This window comes from Kribbella sp. NPDC058245, assembly GCF_042882005.1.
GTDB lineage: Bacteria > Actinomycetota > Actinomycetes > Propionibacteriales > Kribbellaceae > Kribbella.
In genome coordinates this window covers 94,469-111,472 of record NZ_JBHVWY010000006.1, presented here as the reverse complement: position 1 = coordinate 111,472, position 17,004 = coordinate 94,469, and the positions used below count along the sequence as shown (strand labels likewise).

Below are 17,004 nucleotides of genomic sequence, written 5' to 3'. Positions count from 1 at the left end.
GCCGCCCACGCCACCACTGGTGGCGTGAGACACGAACTCATGGCCGGAGACCTGCTACCACAGGGCTCCGGCCATTGTTTGGTGTCTCCTGCCACCACTGGTGGCCGGGGCGGCGGGTTAGGTTTGGCTGGTGATGATTCGGACTGTGGTGGGGGAGCTGACGCCGGAGCGGCTTGGGGTTTGTGACTCGCATGATCATCTGTTCTTCCGGTCGGTGTTGTTGGCCGGGCAGGAGTTGGATGATGCGTCGGCCGCGCTGGCCGAGGTTCGTGAGTTTGCTGCGGCCGGTGGTCAGGCGATCGTGCAGTGGACACCGCATGGGCTAGGTCGCCAGGCTGAGCTGTTGCCCGAGATCTCAACCCAGACTGGGGTTTCGCTGCTCGCGGCCACCGGATTGCATCGGGCCGAGCACTACCCGGACGGCTTCGTCGAGAAGGTGCGACCGCGGCTGGCGGAGATCTTTCACACCGAGCTGACCGTTGGCATCGGCAACAGTTCCGTCCGGGCCGGGTTGATCAAGGTGGCCGGAGGATTCCACCGGCTTGATGAGCACGCCCGGTTCGTGATGGAAGCGGCCGCCGAGGCTCATCACGCGACAGGCGCCCCGATTGCGATCCACCACGAGCTCGGTTCCGCGGCTGACGCCGTACTGGATCTCCTCGTCGACACTCTCGCCGTACCGCCGACGAGCGTCATCCTTGGGCATCTCAACCGCTTCCCTGACGCGCGGGCCCATCTTGATCTGGCGAAGCGTGGCGCGTGGCTTGCGTTCGATGGGCCGTCGCGGGCCAACAACGCAACCGATCCGCACCTGCTCAGTTGCCTGGCGGCGCTCCTCGATGCCGGGTATGGCGATCGCCTGCTGCTCGGCGGGGACACCACCACCGCCAAGGCTCGCGGCGCGACCGGTGAAGGCCCGGGGATGCAGTTCCTGCTCACCACGCTTCGGCCGCGGATCACCCGCGAGTTCGGGCCGGAAGCGGCCGCCGCCATTTTCGAGTCGAACCCGGCGCGCGCGTTCGCCTGGTAGTACGGTTCGCCCATGAATGTCGTCGCACAGGTCTTCGTCGTGGTGGCCGGGCTGTTCCATGTGGTGGTCTTCGCCATGGAGAGCCTGCTGTTCCGCAAGCCGAGCACGTACAAGCGGTTCCTGGTCAAGGACGACGCCGAGGCCGCAGTCGCGAAGCCGTGGGCGTTCAACCAGGGTTTCTACAACCTGTTCCTGGCGGCCGGCGCGCTCGGAGGCCTGATCGCGGGCGGCGACAAGGGTCACGCGATCGCGCTCTTCAGTTGCGCCTGCATGGCCGGCGCGGGCATCGTCCTGCTCGCCTCCGACCGCCGGATGCTCCAGGCCGCCGCCACTCAGGCCCTGCCCCCGCTCCTCGCCCTGGTGCTTGCCGCAGCTCTCTAATTGACTTCAAGCGCACTTGAAGTCAGAGGCTCTTCGGTATGACGACGACCGCCGAACCGGCCACGACAACTCCAGGTGTGCTCTCCCCGCAATACCGCGCGTTGACGATCGGCATGGTCGCACTGATCACGCTCGTTGCCTTCGAGAACCTGGCCGTGACGACGGCGATGCCGACTGTCGCCCAGGCTCTCGACGGCCTGTACCTCTACGCGCTCGCGTTCGGTGGCCCGCTGGCCTCCGGCGTGGTCGGGATGGTTGTCTCCGGCACCTGGAGTGACCTCCGCGGCCCGACCCGGCCACTCTGGCACGGCACTGCGTGGTTCCTCGGCGGGCTGGTCATCGCCGGGATCGCGCCGAGTATGGAGGTCCTGGTCGCCGGCCGGATCATCCAGGGCTTCGGCTCCGGTCTGTTGACCGTCGCCCTGTACGTCGTCGTCGGGCAGCTCTATCCGGCGATCCTCCGAGCGAAGATCTTCGCCGCGTTCGCCACCGGTTGGGTGGTCCCGTCCCTCGTCGGTCCGGCGATCGCGGGCCTGATCGTGGAGCACACGAGTTGGCGGATCGTGTTCCTCGCCGTACCGGTGCTGGCGATCCCCGCCGTCTTCGTGATGCGTCCGGGACTGGCGCGCGGCGACCGGTACGACGTACGTCCGGGGCGACTGTGGGATCGGCAGGCGCTGTGGGCCGTCGCGGCGGCGGTTGGCGTCGGCGTACTGAACTTCGGCGGTCAGGAGCACGGCGTACTGCAGATTGTGTTGCTGGCGGTCGGCCTGGCCGCGATCGCGGTGTTCGCGCCGAAGCTGCTCCCGCGAGGGACCTTCGTGCTCGGGCGGGGCCTGCCGTCGGTCGTCGCGTTGCGTGGACTGGTCGCGGCGGCTGGGTTCGGGGCCGAGGTCTTTCTGCCGCTGATGCTCACGCGGGAGCGGGGACTGTCGCCGGCCTTCGCGGGCCTGGTGCTGACCGTGAGCGGGGTGAGCTGGACGCTCGCGTCGTGGTGGCGCGGTCGGCCGAAGCACCGGTTCGGTCCGGCCGTGTTCCTGCAGGTCGGGATGCTCGCGATCGTCGCGGGCATCGCGATCGCCGTCCTGACTCTGAACCCGAATGTGCCGGTCGTGGTCGGCATCCTCGGCTGGAGCCTGACCGGGTTCGGGATGGGAACAGTGTTCCCGACCCTCTCGGTCCTGGTGCTCGAGTACTCCGAACGCGCCGAGCAGGGCGTCAACAGTTCGGCCGCGCAGCTCAGCGATTCGTTGTCCACGGCAACGGTCTTGGCCGTCGGCGGTTCGCTGTTCGCGGCGATCGAGCCGCACTCCCCGGTGACCGCTTATCTGGTCGCGTTCGGAGTTCCCGCCGTACTGGCTTTGTTGGGTGTCCAAGCAGCCCGACGGACCCAGGGCGTGCCTCGGTCAGCTTGAAGTTTGCTCTGGACGCCGCAGGCCTAGAGGTCGGCACCGGCTGAGGTCATTCTCACCCCCGGACCGTCGTCCGTTGACCTGTCAGCGGACGGGCGGCTACGGTTCGGGGGACAACCTGCGATGCCAGAGGGAAGCCGGTGGGAATCCGGCACGGCCGCGCCACTGTGATCGAGCCCCGGCTCGTGAGTCAGGATGCTCGGGCACCAGCAGCCTTTCGAAGGGGACGCGCACTTCCCCAGGAGGTTCAGATGGCAGCTCCTGCCCAGTCGGTCGGCGTACCGGCGATCTCGTCCCGGTTGCTCCTGCTTTCCGCTCTCAGCGTCGGTCTGATGCTGCTGCTCGCGTATCTGGTCGGCTTCGACCAGGGCGCCGTGTCGCAGTCGGGCATGTACCTGCACGAGCTGATGCACGACGGTCGTCACCTCCTCGGCGTGCCCTGCCACTGACCGATGCGCACCTTCGGACAACTCCTGGTGCGCGGTTTGATCGTCGGACTCTTCGCCGGCCTGCTGGCCGGAACCTTCGCTTATGTGCTGGGCGAGCCGCGGGTTGACGCCGCGATCGCGATCGAAGAGGCCAACGCCACCGCGCACAGTCATGACCACGGCGACGAGCATGCCGCTGGTGAAGAAGAAGCTCCCCTGGTCAGCCGTGAGGGCCAGAAGGGCGGTCTCTTCCTGGCCACCGGCCTGTACGGCGTCGCCCTCGGTGGCATCTTCGCGGTCGGCTTCACGCTGCTCCGGCGCCGGCTTCGGACCGGCAACGACGCGTACGCCGCCCTCGGCCTGGCCGCCGCCGGGTTCATCGGCATCGTGCTCGTGCCGTTCCTCAAGTACCCACCGAACCCGCCGGCGGTCGGCGATCCCGAGACGATCACCCGCCGTACCGTCACCTATCTGTTGACGATCGTGATCGGATTGCTCGCGGTCTGGGCCGGCGTGGCGCTGTCCCGCTGGGCAGCCCGGTACGGCGATGTCGCCCGGCTCGCCGGTGGCGTCGCCGGACTCGTGGTGACCGTGGTGGCGGCGTACCTGATCCTGCCGCGGATCAACGAGGTTCCGGACACGTTCCCCGCTACGCTGCTCTGGCAGTTCCGGTTCGCCTCGCTCGGTACGCAGGCGACGCTGTGGCTCCTGCTCGGTTTCGGGTACGCCGCCACGGTGGCCCGCCGGCCATCCGAACAGAAGGTGTCTGTTTGAGCTCGTTGACGCTGGTCGCCCACGCACTGACCCCCGCGCTGCGCGGCCTCGTCCTCGGTGGTGCCGCCGAACCGGACCCGGCGAGCGTCGAGGCTGCCCGTGAGCTCAAGCTCGACGCGGACGCCACGTACGCCGGTCCCGAGCCGGCCGCCGTCCGCACCGCGGAGGCTCTCGGCCTGACGCCAGTCGTCGAGCCGGCCCTCCGTGATCGCGACTACGGCGAGTGGAGCGGCCGCGGTCTGGAGGAGTTGCTGACGGCCGATCCGACCCGGGTTGCTGCTTGGCTGGAGCGGCCGCACACGGCCACCCCAGGCGGTGAGACGGAGAACGACGTCATCACCCGCGTCGCGGACTGGCTGGGCGATCTCGTGGCCGGGGAGGGCAACAAGTTCGTCGCGGTTGTTCATCCGGCTGTTGTGCGCGCCGTGGTCCTCTATGTGCTCGACGCTCCGGCCGAGTCACTCCGGCATGTGGACGTCCGCCCCTTGGCAACAGTCAACCTGTCCCACCACACTGGCAGCTGGTCCCTGGCCTTCGGCTGATTGGTGTGGCGGATGAGTGAGCTCGCCTCGCGGTATCGCGAGAACCACGCGCGCCTGCTCGCTGCCCGCCAACAACTCCAGCAAGCCGTCGACGCCGGTACGGCGACTGCTCACGACCGCAAGCGGCTCGAGACCGTCACCGAGTTGCTCACGCCGGTCAAGGGCACCGACGTCGATGCCAATGGCAACGTCATCGAGGTCGAGCGACCCCGTCAGTTCCTGTCGGTCGACCCTCTCGGTCAAGGCCGGGCGGTTGAGGTGCACGGTGATCTCGAGCAGGCGCAGAACGTCGCCGTACTGGTTCCGGGCATGGGCAACAGCCTGGAGACCTTCCGCGGCCAGTCCGACCGTGCCGACCTGATCCGGACCGAGGCCGGCCCGGGTACCGCCACGATCGCCTGGCTCGACTACGACTCACCGCAGGGCTTCGTCGAGGCCGCGAGCAAGCAGGCCGCCCTCGACGGTGGCCCGCGCCTCGCGACCTTCCTGACCGACCTGCGCGAGCTGACCGATGCGACGACCACTCTGGTCGGCCACTCCTACGGAACCGACGTCGTCGGCCAGGCTTTGTTGAACGGCGGTCGCGCCGACCGGGTCGTCCTCACCGGCTCGCCGGGCATCACCAAGTACGTCGATGAGGCCGCCGACTTCGTCCAACTGCCCACCCGCCTGTACGTCGAACGCGCTCCCGGCGACTACGTGTCGTACTCCGAATGGCACGGCCCCGACCCGGCGACCTTCCCCGATGCGATCCGGATGGCGACCAACGGCGACGAGGCAGTCTCGGTGCACTGGCACAACGAGTACTACCGCGTGAACAGCGAGGCCCTCCGCAACATCGGCCGCGTCGTCCGCGGCGACCTCGCCTCGATCACCACCACCGGCACCACCCGCTCCCAAGAAACCAAACTCGCCTGGGGCACGGTCCTCAACAAGGCCGCCGGCGTAGCCCACAAGGTCTACGACGGCCTCGCGCCCCCTTCCGTTGATCGCGCTCCCCACCCCACCGGCCGGGCGACCGCCCGCCCGACCGGCGCACCCCGACCACGGACCACGGAAGGACCCCGGCGATGACCACCCCCCGCGACACGCTCCGCGACGAACTGCTCGCCGTCGCGGTCGCCGTCGCACCGGATCAGCAGCCCGTCGTCACCCACGACCCCGGCCCCATCAACCCCGGCGTCCTCTTCGACGGCCGCGGCCCCGCCACCATCGCCCGCATCACGGTGGAGACCGGCAACCCCACCGCCCCCGACCCAGCCGCCGCAGTCACCGCTGCAGCCGCAGCCTTCCGCGCCCGCGGCTGGACCACCGCCATCGCTCCCACCGAAAACGGCCACCACCGAGCCACCGCCACCCGCGACGCCTTCGACGTAGCCATCCACGCCTGGACCACCGACTGGCGCCTAACCCTCACCGGCGAAACCACCGTCGACTAGCGGCGGACCGCCACCACCGTCTAACTGGGTAGCCCAGTAGTGCGCCCACGCTCAGCGCCCCTTGCCCGGACCCCTAATGACGAGGTTGCACAGTGGCGCAGGTCCGCATCTGTCACCCGCCACGCCCTCAAGCAGTCAGCTGTCCGTGAGTTCTTGCCGGATTTGGCGGATCAGCTCCATGGCACGGTCGCCGGTGAGGGCTACGGCAGACAACCGCTCGAAAGCTTCGCGGTAGGCGGTCGTCTGCTCCGGGTCGGTGATGTCGACCTTGGCCGTCTCGAGTCCGATCTCCACGAGGTCGGGCAGTCCTTCGTCGCGCTCCGCGAGAACACTCCACGCGTGATAGGAGAAGGCCCCGAACGGCGCACTGAACGGGACGATGCCAATGTTCGCGGTGCCGTCGGCAAGGAAGAGCAGAAGCCGATCCAGCTGCGACACCAACGTCCGAGCAGTCTCGATCGGCCAGCGAAGTGCCGCCTCCCCGATCAGGAACCGGAGCGTCGTACCCGAGTCGAACAAGAGCGCCTGCCGTGCCATCCGCGCCGCGACGGCTGCCTGCAACTCCGGCCCGTCTGAGTAGGCGCAACGGAAGATCTCTCGAGCGTAGTCGGGTGTCTGCAGCAGCCCTTGCACGAGACGCGGATGCCAATCGAGGTGCAGCCGTCCGGTCGCTTCAACGTCTGCCACATCTCGCTGAAGGCGAGCAACTCCGCCACTGACCTGGCCATGCCAAGGCGCCGCGTAGACGTCGGTCGCAATCAGTTCTGCCAGTGCTGTGATCTCGCCGGTGCGTTCAGCGTCAAGCCTGCAGGCGGTTGCCCACGATGCGGCCAGGTCTGGCGAGACGGCCGCTTGCCCCAGTTCGATCCGAGACAGCGTCGACTGCGAAAGGCCCAGGGTCTCAGCAAGACTCACCCCGGACAGATCCGCCAGCTTTCGGGCACCACGAAGCAGTCCACCGAGCTTTACTCGGCGGACTGCGCTCTCACTTCCGTACGGCTGAGGGATTACCGCTGACCGTCCTTCAACTCGTCGATGAACTCCAGCAAGGGCTTGGAGTGTGCCATCGCCACCTCGCGATAGCCCTGGCAGCTCGCCAGTACGGCGGGGTCATCGTCCAGCTCCCAGCCGAGTTTGACACCGGTCGTCACGTCGTACCGGTACCAGACAACTGTGTCGTCGAACAACGCGAACTCGGACGGGATCTCTGCCAGCGCGGGATGGCTGTCCCGAAGGGCGATCCGCACATCTTGTCCGGTCGCCAGATTGTTTGCCTGGTACGCCGCGAACTCGTAGCGAAGGTAGTCGTTCAACGGCAGATCGATGACGTGCAGGAGCGTGTTCGTACAGCCGGCCGCGATCTGATCCGCCACCTCCTTCCACTGCGAATCGCTCGACGGGCTGACCTTGCCGGTCGCCCGCCACTCCGCAATGCGATCCGCCTCGTCCGGCCAGTCGTACGACTGCAGGAGTTCGATCCGGAAGATCGATCGCCGCGCTCCGTCGTACAACTCGATCAAGCTCTTGTTGTCGAGCGGAGTGATCATCGGTTCGCCCGAATCGCATCGGCAGCCTCGAGGAGCGTCGCCACCGGAAGGCGCCCCAGCAGTTCGCCGGCCGGGATCTCCGCAGGCGCAATCCGCTGGAGTCCATCAGGCACTTCGCAAAGCTGCACCAGCACGTCGCCCGCATCCGCGTCATCGAGCCAGACCCGTGCACAGCCGTTCTTGTCCGTGGTGCCGTCAGCATCCTCATGGGCGATCAGACGCAGCGTCATGGAGTCCTCCGCAGGCAATGGGCGATCGAGTCTCCATTCACCCATCCGCTCTGGGTAGCTGTCAATGACCCACCTTCACCCATTAATCTCTGGGTAGAAATGGGTAGAGTGTGAATCGTCAGTCTGGATCGGAAGGGGGTGCCACGCTGAACACGTCAACGATCAGCCCGGACGAGGCATCGACGCCGGAGGCCGTTCTCGCGGAGGTGCGTCGACTCCTCGACGAACACAGGCCATCCGAGCAGTGTGTCCGCGCGATCCGGCGACTTCTCGATCCGCCAGTGGAGCGGCAGGCCATCGAGCTCACTGAGCGGGGCTGGCCCGTCTTGCGAGCGTCGGCTGTCCGCAGGTCTCCAGTCGATGACCTGCGGTGGTGTGATCTGACGGCAGGCCAGCGCGTCCACCACTTCGAGTACGGGGCTGGGACCGTCGAGAGCTCAGGTCCGGACTGGATCTACATCACGTGGGACAACCCGGACGAGCACCTCAACCACCACACCGCGGCCATCGTCCGCCACCTCACGCGAGGGACTCACGCCGTACCGATGGATTCGTACTAACCACATTCCGAATAGTGCTATACGGCAATCGTATAGTGCGGCGGCCTTCGGTACTCAGCTGGTGGCGGCTCGTTCGGTGGCGCTGCGGAGGACGCAGAACTCGTTTCCTTCGGGGTCGTGCATGACGACCCAGCCCGTGCCGTCGGGGTTGCGGAGATCGTTGGCGATGGTGGCGCCTAGGGTTTGGAGCCACTCGACCTCTTGGTCGCGGGTGCCGTCTGGCTCCAGGCAGAGGTGGACTCGGTTCTTGACGACCTTTTCGTCGTCGTTCTGCTCGAACAGCAGGGTCATGCCGTCGGTGATCACTTCGGCGCCGGGGTCGCCTGGGTGGTCGTCTTCGTGGCGGGAGGCTCGGAGGACCTGGACCCAGAAGCCGGCCAGCTCGTAGGGGTCGTGGGTATCGAACGTCACCGTTCGCACGCGTGAGGTCATTTCGTGAACACCAGCCGATCTTCTGGAATCTCAGCCCCCAGGTACGGCGTGAATCCGGCCGCAACCGCAAGCTCTGTCAACTGCTCCGGCAACCAGCGATGAACCCACACGTCCATCGGGAGATCGCCGTACCCCGAGGTCTTGTGCGTGGACTCCTCGCCGACATGAAACCCCATCAGCAGCACGCCGCCCGGCGCCAGCACGCGATGGAACTCGGACAAAGCCTCCGGTACGACGTCGCGCGGCAAATGGATGATCGACCACCAGGTGACCACGCCGCCGAACGATTCGTCGGGGAACTCGAGCGCGGTCATCGAGCCGACGCGGAAGTCGAGCTCGGGATGATCGCGCTGGGCGACCTTGACCATCCCGGGGGACAGGTCCAGCCCGATCACGGAGTTCGGGCCGGCGAGATCGTTCGCGGGGTGGGCTGTGGTGCTCGTGGCGAGGAGGGCGGTAGTGCGGCCGGGGCCGCAGCCGGCGTCGAGCACCGGCCGTCCGGCCGCCAGCCGCGCGACCAGGTCGAAGCCCTCGATCTCCCACTCGGGACCGTCCACCACGCGCTCGGCGTACGACACCGCAACCGTGTCGTACGACGCGCGGATCCGCGCTAACTGTTCCGTCATACCGCGACCCTAAAAGCCCCCACCGACAGAACGCGCCCCCTGAGCCGGACGACGCCCCTCAGTCACCGCGGAGCGCCGTACCGGGGACACCCAATCGGGACCGGGGACACCTGGTCAGATGTCCGCGGTCTCCATGAGGTGTACGGGGTCAGGCTTTGCCGAGGTTTTGCTTCTGCTTGCCGAGACCCTCGATCTCCAGCTCCATCACGTCACCGGGGGACAGATAGGGGAAGCGGCCGGACAGGGCCACGCCCTCCGGCGTACCGGTGTTCACGATGTCGCCGGGGCTGAGCACCATGTACTGCGAGAGGTCGCGGATCAGCGCGGCGACCGAGAAGATCAGGTCCCGGGTGTTCGAGTCCTGGCGGGGCTCACCGTTCACGAAGGACTTGAGGCCGAGGTTCGTGGGATCGACCTCGTCGGCCGGGACCAGCGCCGGGCCGAGCGGGTTGAAGGTCTCGCAGCACTTGCCCTTGGACCACTGGCCGCCCGATTCCTCAATCTGGAAGGCGCGCTCGGAGACGTCGTTCGAGACGGCGTACCCGGCGACACAGGCCAGCGCTTCCTCGTCGGTCTCGACGTACCGGGCCTGCTTGCCGATGATCACGGCGAGCTCGACCTCCCAGTCGGTCTTGACCGAACCGCGGGGGACCAGGACGTCGTCGTACGGGCCGACGACGGTGTTCGGGTGCTTGAAGAACACGATCGGCTGCTTCGGCGGCGCGGACCCGGACTCGGCCGCGTGCGCGGCGTAGTTCATCCCGATGCAGACGACGGCGCCGGGACGGGCGATCGGGGCGCCGACGCGCAGGCCCTCGGTGTCGGCCGCGGTGAGCTCACCGGCCTCGAGGGCGGCGCGAGTGCGGGCGATGCCGTCACTCGCGAGGAACGCGCCGTCGATGTCGGCGGTGAGCGGGCTCAGGTCGTAGACGGTGCCGTCGGTGGCGCGCACGAACGGGCGCTCCTCGCCGACCGCGCCGAGGCGCAGCAGTTCCACAGATGTCTCCTGATTCAGACGGACGGGATCACTCTTGGTCGAACATCGGTCGCAACCGCTCGCGGGACGCCTCGATGTGCGCCCGCATCGCCGCGGCCGCCTCGTCGGGGTCGCCCTTGCGCACGGCGGCCACTACGGTCTTGTGCTCCCGCAGCGCCTTCGTCGCGATCCCACCGCCGTAGTACAGCCGGAACAGGTGGAGGTGGCAGTGCGTGCGGGCGAAGGACAGCCGCGTGGTCTCGTTGCCGGCCAGCTCCAGCACCAGGTCGTGGAAGCGCTGGTCGTGCGCAGCCATCGCCCGGTAGCTCTCGTACGCGGGCCGGTCCGGTACGTCGGTGTAGCTCAGCATCTCGTCCTTGAGCCGGACGAGGTCCTCGGTGCCGGCCCGCTCCGCCGCCCGACCGGCCGCCCACGGCTCGATGTGCAGCCGGAACTCGAACAGGTCCTCGAACTCGGGGCGACTCAGCCGTGACGACACCCGGTAACCGCGCAGCGGCTCCTTGATCACCAGTCCGTCGGACTCCAGCCGGGCCAGCGACTCCCGGATCGGAGTCTGCGAGATCCCCAGCTCACGGGTCAGGGCGTCGATGTTCAGCCGGGTGCCCGGCTCGACCACGCTGTCCATGATCAGGCCTTTGACGGTCTCGTAGACGTCGTCGCTCAGCACCTGTCGCTGGGGCAGCCGGGACAACTGCCCGGCCAGACCCACATGCGCATCAGTCACAGTGCATTCCTCCCGACCCATAGTCTGCCCGACTCGCATCGTTACCGGGGCGAGTCTTGACGCCTTCAGTGTGAGGCGGCAGCATCAGGTTGGCAATATCCTATAGGATCTGGAGTCCGCTCATGACTGTCGCTCTCCGTCGAACCGCTCTCTGCCTCGCGACCTTCGCGCTGGTCGCGACCGGCTGTACGACCAAGCCCGCCGACTCGACCTCCGGCGGAGCACCGAAGGACGACGCGTCCAGCGGAGCCAGTTCGGGACCAGTGACCCTGAAGGACGGCTCCCAGGTCAAGCTAGCGCTGATCCCGGGCGGCGCACATCCCTATTTCCAGCCGTGGAAGACGACGGCGGACACCGACAAGACCGACTTCAAACTCGGGGGCGTCACGTTCAACGAGACCGGCGAGTGGGACCAGGGCAAGCAGAACAACGTGATCAACTCGCTGGCCGCGCAGGGGTACAACGCGTTCGGCATCTTCGGCGTGTCGCCGACCGACATCAACTCGACCTTCGAGGACCTGAAGGCGAAGGGGTTCGCGGTCGGTTCGCTGGCCTCCTGTCCCGCCGGTGACACCAACGAGGCCGACTTCTGCCTGTCCACGGATGTCGAGGCAGCGGCGTACAAGGCGGCGAAGGCAACGATCGAGGCGATCGGCGGCGAGGGCACGATCGTGCACCTGACCGGCAACAACGTCGACTCGAACACCCAGCGCCGGATCGCCGGAGTGAAGAAGGCGGTCGCGGAGACCAACGGCAAGGTCACCGAACTGCCGGTGATCACCGATATCGACAAGGACCTGTCCACCGCGCAGAAGGCGGTCGCCGACCTGCTCGCGTCCAAGGGCAAGGACATCAAGGGCATCGTCACGACGGCGTACAACCCGGCCGTGGCCGCGGCCGACGGAGTTGCCTCCAGCAAGCTTCCGATCAAGGTCGTCGCGATCGACGACGACGCGAAGATCCTGTCCGGGATCAAGTCCGGCGGGGTCGCCGCGACCGTCACGCAGAACCCGGTCGGTCAGGCCTACGTCGGCGGTTGGCTGCTCGCGCTGCTGCAGTCCAAGCAGTGCACGATGAAGACGCCTGGTGTGATCGTGGACTCCGGCTCGTTCGTGGTGACGAAGACCAACGTGGACACGTACGACGACGAGCGCAAGGCGAAGACCAAGGCGCTGCAGACCGAGTTCGAGAAGCAGTTGAGCTGCCAGTGAGCGCAATCACGAAGGCATCGGCACACCTGGTCGATCTTGAGGTCGAGACGGTCCGGACCGACGCTGTGCAGTCGTTTCTCAAGCAGGAGACCGTGTTCGTCTCGCTGGAGACGTCAGACGGGCTGAGCGGGCTGGGGTACTCGTACACGATCGGTACGGGCGGAACCGCCGTACTGGCGTTGTTGCGGGACCATCTGCTGCCGCGGCTGATCGGGAAGGACGCACGCAACGTCGAGGCGTTGTGGTCGGACCTGTTCTGGTCGACGCACGCAACCACGGTCGGTGCGATCACCTCGCTGGCGCTGGCTGCTGTCGACACTGCGCTGTGGGACCTGCGGTGTCTGCGGGCTGCGGAGCCGTTGTGGCGGTTGGCTGGTGGCTACCGTCAACAGGTGCCGTTGTACGACACCGAAGGTGGTTGGCTGCACCTGACCACGGATGAGCTCGTTGCGGGTGCTCTGGCGTCACAGAAGGCCGGGTGGCCGGGTGTGAAGCTCAAGGTGGGCAAGCCGCGCGTCCACGAGGACCTGGAGCGACTGCGCGCCGTACGGGATGCTGTCGGGCCAGCCTTGGACATCATGGTCGATGCGAACCAGTCGATGACGTACGCCGAGGCCAAGCGTCGAGCGGCTGCCTTTGAGTCGGTGGACCTGTCGTGGTTCGAGGAGCCGTTGCCGGCGGACGATGTGACCGGCCACGTGCGGCTGGCTTCGGCGACGTCGATTCCCATTGCTGTGGGGGAGTCGCTGTACTCGATCTCGCAGTTCCGGGAGTACGTCGCTGCTGGCGCGGCCGGAATCGTCCAGGTCGACGTGGCGCGGGTCGGCGGCATCACGCCGTGGCTGAAGGTCGCGCATCTGGCCGAGGCCTTCAACCTGGAGGTCTGTCCGCATTTCCTGATGGAGATCCACGTCAGCCTGACCGCCGCCGTACCGAACGGCCGGTACGTCGAGCACATCCCGCAGCTGCGCGCCATCACTCGGTCTGAGATGGCCGTGGTGGACGGGCACGCTGTTGCGCCGGACGTGCCTGGGCTGGGGATCGACTGGGACTCTGACGCGATCGACGATCGGCGGGTCGCATGACCGCGCCGGTGTCGGAGACCGCGACGCAGGCGTTGCAGGAGGACGCACCGGTCGAGAAGCCGCCGCGCGGCACACCATGGTGGGCCAACCAGCGGGTCGGGTTGCTGATCCTCGTCGTACTGCTGGGTGCTCTGTTCGGGGTGCTGCGGCCGTCGTTCTTCAACCAGCAGTTGGTGATCTTCCCGCTGCTGCGCGACATCGCGATGTTCACCGTGGTCGGGCTGGCACAGCTATGTGTGCTGTCGATCGGGCACATGAACCTCGCCGTCGGCCGGATGGCGGCGTTCTCGATGATGATCACCGGCATCTCCTACGACCTGTGGCACTTCACCCTGTACTCCGGTCTCCTGGTGGGTCTGGTGGCAGGTACGGCGATCGGTGCGTTGGCCGGCTGGGTGATCGCGCGGACCGGGGTCAACTCGTTCGTGGTGACACTGGCGCTGGACTTCCTGCTGCTGGGTCTGATTCCGCTCGTCTACACATCTCTGACAGATAGCGCGGCGTTCGTGGTCAAGCCCCCGGGGATGCGGGAGCTGCGGAACTACTCGCTGGCCGACGTGTGTGTCGGCAACGTGTGCGGATCGCCCGCCGTACCGCAGCTGGCGCTCTTCGCCGTGATCGCCATGGTGGTCGTGGGCTGGATCTATTCGCGCACCCGGCTCGGCCGTGAGCTCCTGATGACCGGCTCGTCGGTCCGCGCCGCTGAGCTGTCCGGAATCCCCACTGCGCGCCGCGTGATCACTGCGCACGCCATGTCCGGCTGCCTGGCCGCGTTGGCCGGCTTCATGCTGGCTGTCTCGACCGGCTCGATCAAGGCCACGATCGGGGAGGAGTTCATGCTCCCGTCGTTCCTCGGACCGATCCTCGGCGGCACCTTGCTCGCCGGCGGCTTCGTCTCGATCTGGGGCACGCTGATCGGTACGGCGCTCACCTCCGTGATCCGCAAGGGTCTCGACCTGCTCGGCGTCGGGCTCGAGAGCTTGAACATCTACCTCGGTCTGATTCTGCTGCTGGCGCTGTCGACCGACCGCGTCCGAACAGTCCTGTCCGAGCGGCAGGAGGTGCGACGACAATGAAACGCTTCGCTCGCTCGACCGAGATGACGTTGCTCGTCATCGGCATCGTGTTCTTCGTGGGCCTGGTGATCGCCTCCGGCGGTGACCTGCTCGCAGCGAATTCCTTAAGAGTGCTACTTCAGTTCCTTGCCGTGCCGATCCTGATCGGATTGGCTCAAATGGTGGTTCTGGCAGTGGGTCAACTCAACCTGGCCGTCGGCGCGATCGGTGGATTCGCGGCGGCGGCGATGGGCGTGCTCATGGCCGATCACGGGGTGCCGGTTCCGCTGGCGCTGCTGATCGGGTTCCTGCTCGCCGGGGTCGTCGGTCTGCTGAACGGCGTGCTCGTGGTGCTGACCCGGATCAACGGGTTCATCGTCACGCTGGCGACGATGACGATCCTGCTCGGCGTGCAGTACCGGCTGGTCGGGACGCGGACTGTCGACGCTTATCCCCAAGGGCTGAAGACTTTCGGGTCGGCGGCGATCTTCGGGGTCGTGCCGTGGATCTTCGTGGTCGCATTGATCGTGGCCGGGCTGCTCGCGGTGCTGCTGAAGCGGACGGTGCCGGGCCGGCAACTGCTCGCCTCGGGTGGGAACCCGATCGCCGCCCGGCTGTCCGGGATCTCCAACGACCGCTCGGTGATCGTCGCGCACGCGTTGTCCGGGGCGATCCTGGGCATCGCCGCGATTCTCACTGTGGCTTCGTCGCCGGGCGTGAACAAGAGCATCGGCGGTGACTGGCTGCTGCCCTCGTTCGCGGCGCCGATCATCGGTGGTGCACTGCTCACCGGCGGATCGGCCGTCGTACTCGGGACCGTGCTGGCGGCGTTCATCGTGCGCTTCGTGGACACCGCGCGGGCCGAGTTCTCGCTCGAACCCTCCTGGGTGAACTTCGTGGTCGGTGCCGTCGTCCTCGGCTCGGTCGTGCTCGGACAGGTCCGCACTCGTCGGCAAGACCGGCGGTCAGTGGTGAAATCGCCCGACGTGGCGGTTGCCGGAGGTGTGTCATGACGCTGTTCCAGGCCGCGGAGATCGTGAAGGTCTTCCCCGGCGTTCGTGCGCTCGACGGCGTGACGCTTTCGCTGGAGGCGGGTTCCGTTCATGCCTTGCTCGGTGAGAACGGTGCCGGCAAGTCGACGCTGATCAAGGTGATCACGGGGCTCTATCGGCCCGACGGGGGTCGGCTGCTGCTCGACGGACGCGAGGTGTCCTTCGGGTCGCCGCACGAGTCGGCCTCGGCCGGAATCGGCGTCGTCCACCAGGAGCGCAACCTGATCCCCGGCTTCACGGTCGGGGAGAACATCCTGCTCCAGAAGTTGCCGACGTCCCGCGGCCTGGTCGACCGGGCCGCGATCCGGTCCGAGGCCTCACGCTGGCTCGCCGAGCTGGAGCTCGACATCGACCCGGATCAACCGGTCACCGAACTGTCGGTGGCGCAGGCACAGCTGGTCGAGATCGCCAAGGCGCTGTCGGTGGAGAGCCGCGTGTTGCTGCTCGACGAGCCGACCGCGTCGATCACTCCCAACGAAGCGGCCCTGCTCTTCCGGGTTGTGGAGAAGCTGAAGGACGACGGACGCGCAGTGCTGTTCGTCAGTCACAAGCTGGAGGAGGTCTTCCAGATCTGCGACACCGTGACGGTGCTCCGCGATGGCGCCTCGGTGCTGTCCGGCGGTGCGTTGTCAGAGCTCACCCGCGATCAGGTCGTCGACCTGATGGTCGGTCGAGTGCACGAGGCGCTCAACCTGCCCGACCGGACCGTCGACACGGCGGTCGCTCCGATCCTGGAGCTGCGCGGCGTCGGTACGGCGACCGGTCACGCCGAGGTGGATCTGACCGTGCGACCGGGTGAGATCGTCGGGCTGTACGGTCTGGTCGGTGCTGGGCGGAGTGAGCTGGCCAAGGCGCTGCTCGGGCTGGATCGGATCACCGCAGGCGAGGTGTTGGTGCGCGGCAAGGCGGTGAAGATCCGCACGGTCCGCGATGCCCTGCGCAACCACAAGATCGGCTACGTCACCGAGAACCGCAAGGAAGAAGGCGTCTTCCTCGAGCAGTCGGTCGCGCGGAACATCGCCGTCACGATCTGGGACCGGCTCCGCAAACTCCTCGGCTACGTCCCTGCCAAGGCCGAGACCGAGATCGTCACGTCGTACGTCGAACAACTCGGTATCCGCATCGCCTCCCCGTCCCAGCTCGCCGGCACGCTGTCGGGTGGCAACCAGCAGAAGGTGTCGCTGGCCAAATGGCTGGCAGCGCAGACCGAGATCCTGATCATCGACGAGCCCACGGTCGGCATCGACGTCCGCACCAAAGATGCCTTCCACACCCTGATCTGGGACCTGGCAGCCAACGGCCTGGCCATCCTTCTGATCACCTCGGACCTCCCCGAGATGATCACGCTCGCCGACCGGGTCGTCGTCATGCGCGACCACCGCATTCGCGGCGAACTCGCCAACGACCACGACTACGACCACATGAGCCAGCAAGTCATCCGTCTCATCCACGCGGAAGGCACCACCGCGGCATGAGCGA

Annotated in this window: 21 protein-coding genes, 1 pseudogene and 1 riboswitch; of the genes and pseudogenes, 14 read left to right on the top strand and 8 right to left on the bottom strand. The window is 67.1% G+C overall.

From position 1 onward, the window contains the following. Window positions 1-133: 133 nt before the first annotated feature. From ACFVWG_RS15535 to ACFVWG_RS15500, 8 genes are all read left to right on the top strand, one after another. A complete protein-coding gene (locus ACFVWG_RS15535; protein ID WP_391544378.1) occupies window positions 134-1,030 on the top strand; it encodes a phosphotriesterase in 897 nt (298 codons plus the stop codon). 12 nt (window positions 1,031-1,042) lie between these two features. Then, window positions 1,043-1,411 (top strand): DUF1304 domain-containing protein, encoded by a 369-nt coding sequence (locus tag ACFVWG_RS15530; RefSeq protein WP_391543949.1) that lies wholly within the window; start codon window positions 1,043-1,045, stop codon window positions 1,409-1,411. Between the two features lie 38 nt (window positions 1,412-1,449). Then, complete coding sequence (locus ACFVWG_RS15525) at window positions 1,450-2,826, top strand: MFS transporter (RefSeq protein WP_391543948.1); 1,377 nt, start codon at window positions 1,450-1,452, stop codon at window positions 2,824-2,826. Between the two features lie 129 nt (window positions 2,827-2,955). After that, a riboswitch (cobalamin riboswitch) is annotated at window positions 2,956-3,022 on the top strand. Window positions 3,023-3,074: 52 nt separating this feature from the next. Then, a complete protein-coding gene (locus ACFVWG_RS15520) occupies window positions 3,075-3,272 on the top strand; it encodes a CbtB domain-containing protein (RefSeq protein WP_344163225.1) in 198 nt (65 codons plus the stop codon). Between the two features lie 3 nt (window positions 3,273-3,275). Continuing rightward, on the top strand, window positions 3,276-4,025 hold the full coding sequence (locus ACFVWG_RS15515) for a CbtA family protein (RefSeq protein ID WP_391543947.1): 750 nt from the start codon (window positions 3,276-3,278) through the stop codon (window positions 4,023-4,025). Beyond that, complete coding sequence (locus ACFVWG_RS15510) at window positions 4,022-4,567, top strand: histidine phosphatase family protein (protein WP_391543946.1); 546 nt, start codon at window positions 4,022-4,024, stop codon at window positions 4,565-4,567. Before ACFVWG_RS15515 ends, ACFVWG_RS15510 begins: the two co-directional genes overlap by 4 nt. Before the next feature lie 12 nt (window positions 4,568-4,579). After that, window positions 4,580-5,641: an alpha/beta hydrolase gene (locus tag ACFVWG_RS15505; protein ID WP_391543945.1), complete on the top strand. Its 1,062-nt coding sequence runs from the start codon at window positions 4,580-4,582 to the stop codon at window positions 5,639-5,641. Continuing rightward, window positions 5,638-6,006, top strand: coding sequence for a hypothetical protein (locus tag ACFVWG_RS15500; RefSeq protein WP_391543944.1), 369 nt, complete (start codon window positions 5,638-5,640; stop codon window positions 6,004-6,006). Before ACFVWG_RS15505 ends, ACFVWG_RS15500 begins: the two co-directional genes overlap by 4 nt. A 135-nt stretch (window positions 6,007-6,141) precedes the next feature. Here ACFVWG_RS15500 and ACFVWG_RS15495 read toward each other — a convergent pair whose 3' ends face one another. From ACFVWG_RS15495 to ACFVWG_RS15480, 4 genes and pseudogenes are all read right to left on the bottom strand, one after another. Continuing rightward, on the bottom strand, window positions 6,142-6,693 hold the full coding sequence (locus ACFVWG_RS15495; protein ID WP_391543943.1) for a DUF5753 domain-containing protein: 552 nt from the start codon (window positions 6,691-6,693) through the stop codon (window positions 6,142-6,144). A gap of 111 nt (window positions 6,694-6,804) precedes the next feature. Next, window positions 6,805-6,960 (bottom strand): annotated as a pseudogene (locus tag ACFVWG_RS15490) (helix-turn-helix domain-containing protein); the annotation flags it as partial. Window positions 6,961-7,013: 53 nt separating this feature from the next. Next, window positions 7,014-7,553 carry a DUF6879 family protein gene (locus tag ACFVWG_RS15485; RefSeq protein ID WP_391543942.1) on the bottom strand — a complete coding sequence of 180 codons (540 nt, stop codon included), beginning with the start codon at window positions 7,551-7,553 and terminating at the stop codon, window positions 7,014-7,016. Next, window positions 7,550-7,783: a hypothetical protein gene (locus tag ACFVWG_RS15480; RefSeq protein WP_391543941.1), complete on the bottom strand. Its 234-nt coding sequence runs from the start codon at window positions 7,781-7,783 to the stop codon at window positions 7,550-7,552. Before ACFVWG_RS15480 ends, ACFVWG_RS15485 begins: the two co-directional genes overlap by 4 nt. 110 nt (window positions 7,784-7,893) lie before the next feature. Between ACFVWG_RS15480 and ACFVWG_RS15475 the strand changes: the two genes are divergently transcribed. Then, window positions 7,894-8,343: a hypothetical protein gene (locus ACFVWG_RS15475; protein ID WP_391543940.1), complete on the top strand. Its 450-nt coding sequence runs from the start codon at window positions 7,894-7,896 to the stop codon at window positions 8,341-8,343. 54 nt (window positions 8,344-8,397) lie between these two features. Here the strand turns inward: ACFVWG_RS15475 and ACFVWG_RS15470 are convergent, their stop codons facing one another. From ACFVWG_RS15470 to ACFVWG_RS15455, 4 genes are all read right to left on the bottom strand, one after another. Then, entirely contained in the window at window positions 8,398-8,775 is a 378-nt protein-coding gene (locus tag ACFVWG_RS15470; RefSeq protein ID WP_391543939.1) for a VOC family protein, read from the bottom strand. Continuing rightward, window positions 8,772-9,401, bottom strand: coding sequence for a class I SAM-dependent methyltransferase (locus tag ACFVWG_RS15465; protein WP_391543938.1), 630 nt, complete (start codon window positions 9,399-9,401; stop codon window positions 8,772-8,774). Before ACFVWG_RS15465 ends, ACFVWG_RS15470 begins: the two co-directional genes overlap by 4 nt. Window positions 9,402-9,549: 148 nt before the next feature. Next, complete coding sequence (locus tag ACFVWG_RS15460; RefSeq protein ID WP_391543937.1) at window positions 9,550-10,398, bottom strand: fumarylacetoacetate hydrolase family protein; 849 nt, start codon at window positions 10,396-10,398, stop codon at window positions 9,550-9,552. Window positions 10,399-10,426: 28 nt separating this feature from the next. Continuing rightward, window positions 10,427-11,122, bottom strand: coding sequence for a GntR family transcriptional regulator (locus tag ACFVWG_RS15455; protein ID WP_391543936.1), 696 nt, complete (start codon window positions 11,120-11,122; stop codon window positions 10,427-10,429). 122 nt (window positions 11,123-11,244) lie between these two features. Between ACFVWG_RS15455 and ACFVWG_RS15450 the strand changes: the two genes are divergently transcribed. From ACFVWG_RS15450 to ACFVWG_RS15430, 5 genes are read left to right on the top strand one after another with little or no spacing between them, the layout of a single operon-like run. Then, on the top strand, window positions 11,245-12,333 hold the full coding sequence (locus ACFVWG_RS15450; RefSeq protein WP_391543935.1) for a sugar ABC transporter substrate-binding protein: 1,089 nt from the start codon (window positions 11,245-11,247) through the stop codon (window positions 12,331-12,333). After that, window positions 12,330-13,418, top strand: coding sequence for a mandelate racemase/muconate lactonizing enzyme family protein (locus tag ACFVWG_RS15445; protein WP_391543934.1), 1,089 nt, complete (start codon window positions 12,330-12,332; stop codon window positions 13,416-13,418). The genes ACFVWG_RS15450 and ACFVWG_RS15445 overlap by 4 nt, the downstream gene beginning before the upstream one ends. Beyond that, window positions 13,415-14,494 (top strand): ABC transporter permease, encoded by a 1,080-nt coding sequence (locus ACFVWG_RS15440; protein WP_391543933.1) that lies wholly within the window; start codon window positions 13,415-13,417, stop codon window positions 14,492-14,494. The genes ACFVWG_RS15445 and ACFVWG_RS15440 overlap by 4 nt, the downstream gene beginning before the upstream one ends. Further along, window positions 14,491-15,486 carry an ABC transporter permease gene (locus tag ACFVWG_RS15435; RefSeq protein WP_391543932.1) on the top strand — a complete coding sequence of 332 codons (996 nt, stop codon included), beginning with the start codon at window positions 14,491-14,493 and terminating at the stop codon, window positions 15,484-15,486. The genes ACFVWG_RS15440 and ACFVWG_RS15435 overlap by 4 nt, the downstream gene beginning before the upstream one ends. Further along, a complete protein-coding gene (locus tag ACFVWG_RS15430; protein WP_391543931.1) occupies window positions 15,483-17,000 on the top strand; it encodes a sugar ABC transporter ATP-binding protein in 1,518 nt (505 codons plus the stop codon). The genes ACFVWG_RS15435 and ACFVWG_RS15430 overlap by 4 nt, the downstream gene beginning before the upstream one ends. Window positions 17,001-17,004 lie beyond the last annotated feature (4 nt).

Bases quoted from the DNA above. Each gene is read 5' to 3' on its own strand.
- ACFVWG_RS15535 (WP_391544378.1), top strand. From the start codon at position 134: ATGATTCGGACTGTGGTGGGGGAGCTGACGCCGGAGCGGCTTGGGGTT.
- ACFVWG_RS15530 (WP_391543949.1), top strand. From the start codon at position 1,043: ATGAATGTCGTCGCACAGGTCTTCGTCGTGGTGGCCGGGCTGTTCCAT.
- ACFVWG_RS15525 (WP_391543948.1), top strand. From the start codon at position 1,450: ATGACGACGACCGCCGAACCGGCCACGACAACTCCAGGTGTGCTCTCC.
- ACFVWG_RS15520 (WP_344163225.1), top strand. From the start codon at position 3,075: ATGGCAGCTCCTGCCCAGTCGGTCGGCGTACCGGCGATCTCGTCCCGG.
- ACFVWG_RS15515 (WP_391543947.1), top strand. From the start codon at position 3,276: ATGCGCACCTTCGGACAACTCCTGGTGCGCGGTTTGATCGTCGGACTC.
- ACFVWG_RS15505 (WP_391543945.1), top strand. From the start codon at position 4,580: ATGAGTGAGCTCGCCTCGCGGTATCGCGAGAACCACGCGCGCCTGCTC.
- ACFVWG_RS15500 (WP_391543944.1), top strand. From the start codon at position 5,638: ATGACCACCCCCCGCGACACGCTCCGCGACGAACTGCTCGCCGTCGCG.
- ACFVWG_RS15485 (WP_391543942.1), bottom strand. From the start codon at position 7,553: ATGATCACTCCGCTCGACAACAAGAGCTTGATCGAGTTGTACGACGGA.
- ACFVWG_RS15480 (WP_391543941.1), bottom strand. From the start codon at position 7,783: ATGACGCTGCGTCTGATCGCCCATGAGGATGCTGACGGCACCACGGAC.
- ACFVWG_RS15470 (WP_391543939.1), bottom strand. From the start codon at position 8,775: ATGACCTCACGCGTGCGAACGGTGACGTTCGATACCCACGACCCCTAC.
- ACFVWG_RS15465 (WP_391543938.1), bottom strand. From the start codon at position 9,401: ATGACGGAACAGTTAGCGCGGATCCGCGCGTCGTACGACACGGTTGCG.
- ACFVWG_RS15450 (WP_391543935.1), top strand. From the start codon at position 11,245: ATGACTGTCGCTCTCCGTCGAACCGCTCTCTGCCTCGCGACCTTCGCG.
- ACFVWG_RS15440 (WP_391543933.1), top strand. From the start codon at position 13,415: ATGACCGCGCCGGTGTCGGAGACCGCGACGCAGGCGTTGCAGGAGGAC.
- ACFVWG_RS15435 (WP_391543932.1), top strand. From the start codon at position 14,491: ATGAAACGCTTCGCTCGCTCGACCGAGATGACGTTGCTCGTCATCGGC.
- ACFVWG_RS15430 (WP_391543931.1), top strand. From the start codon at position 15,483: ATGACGCTGTTCCAGGCCGCGGAGATCGTGAAGGTCTTCCCCGGCGTT.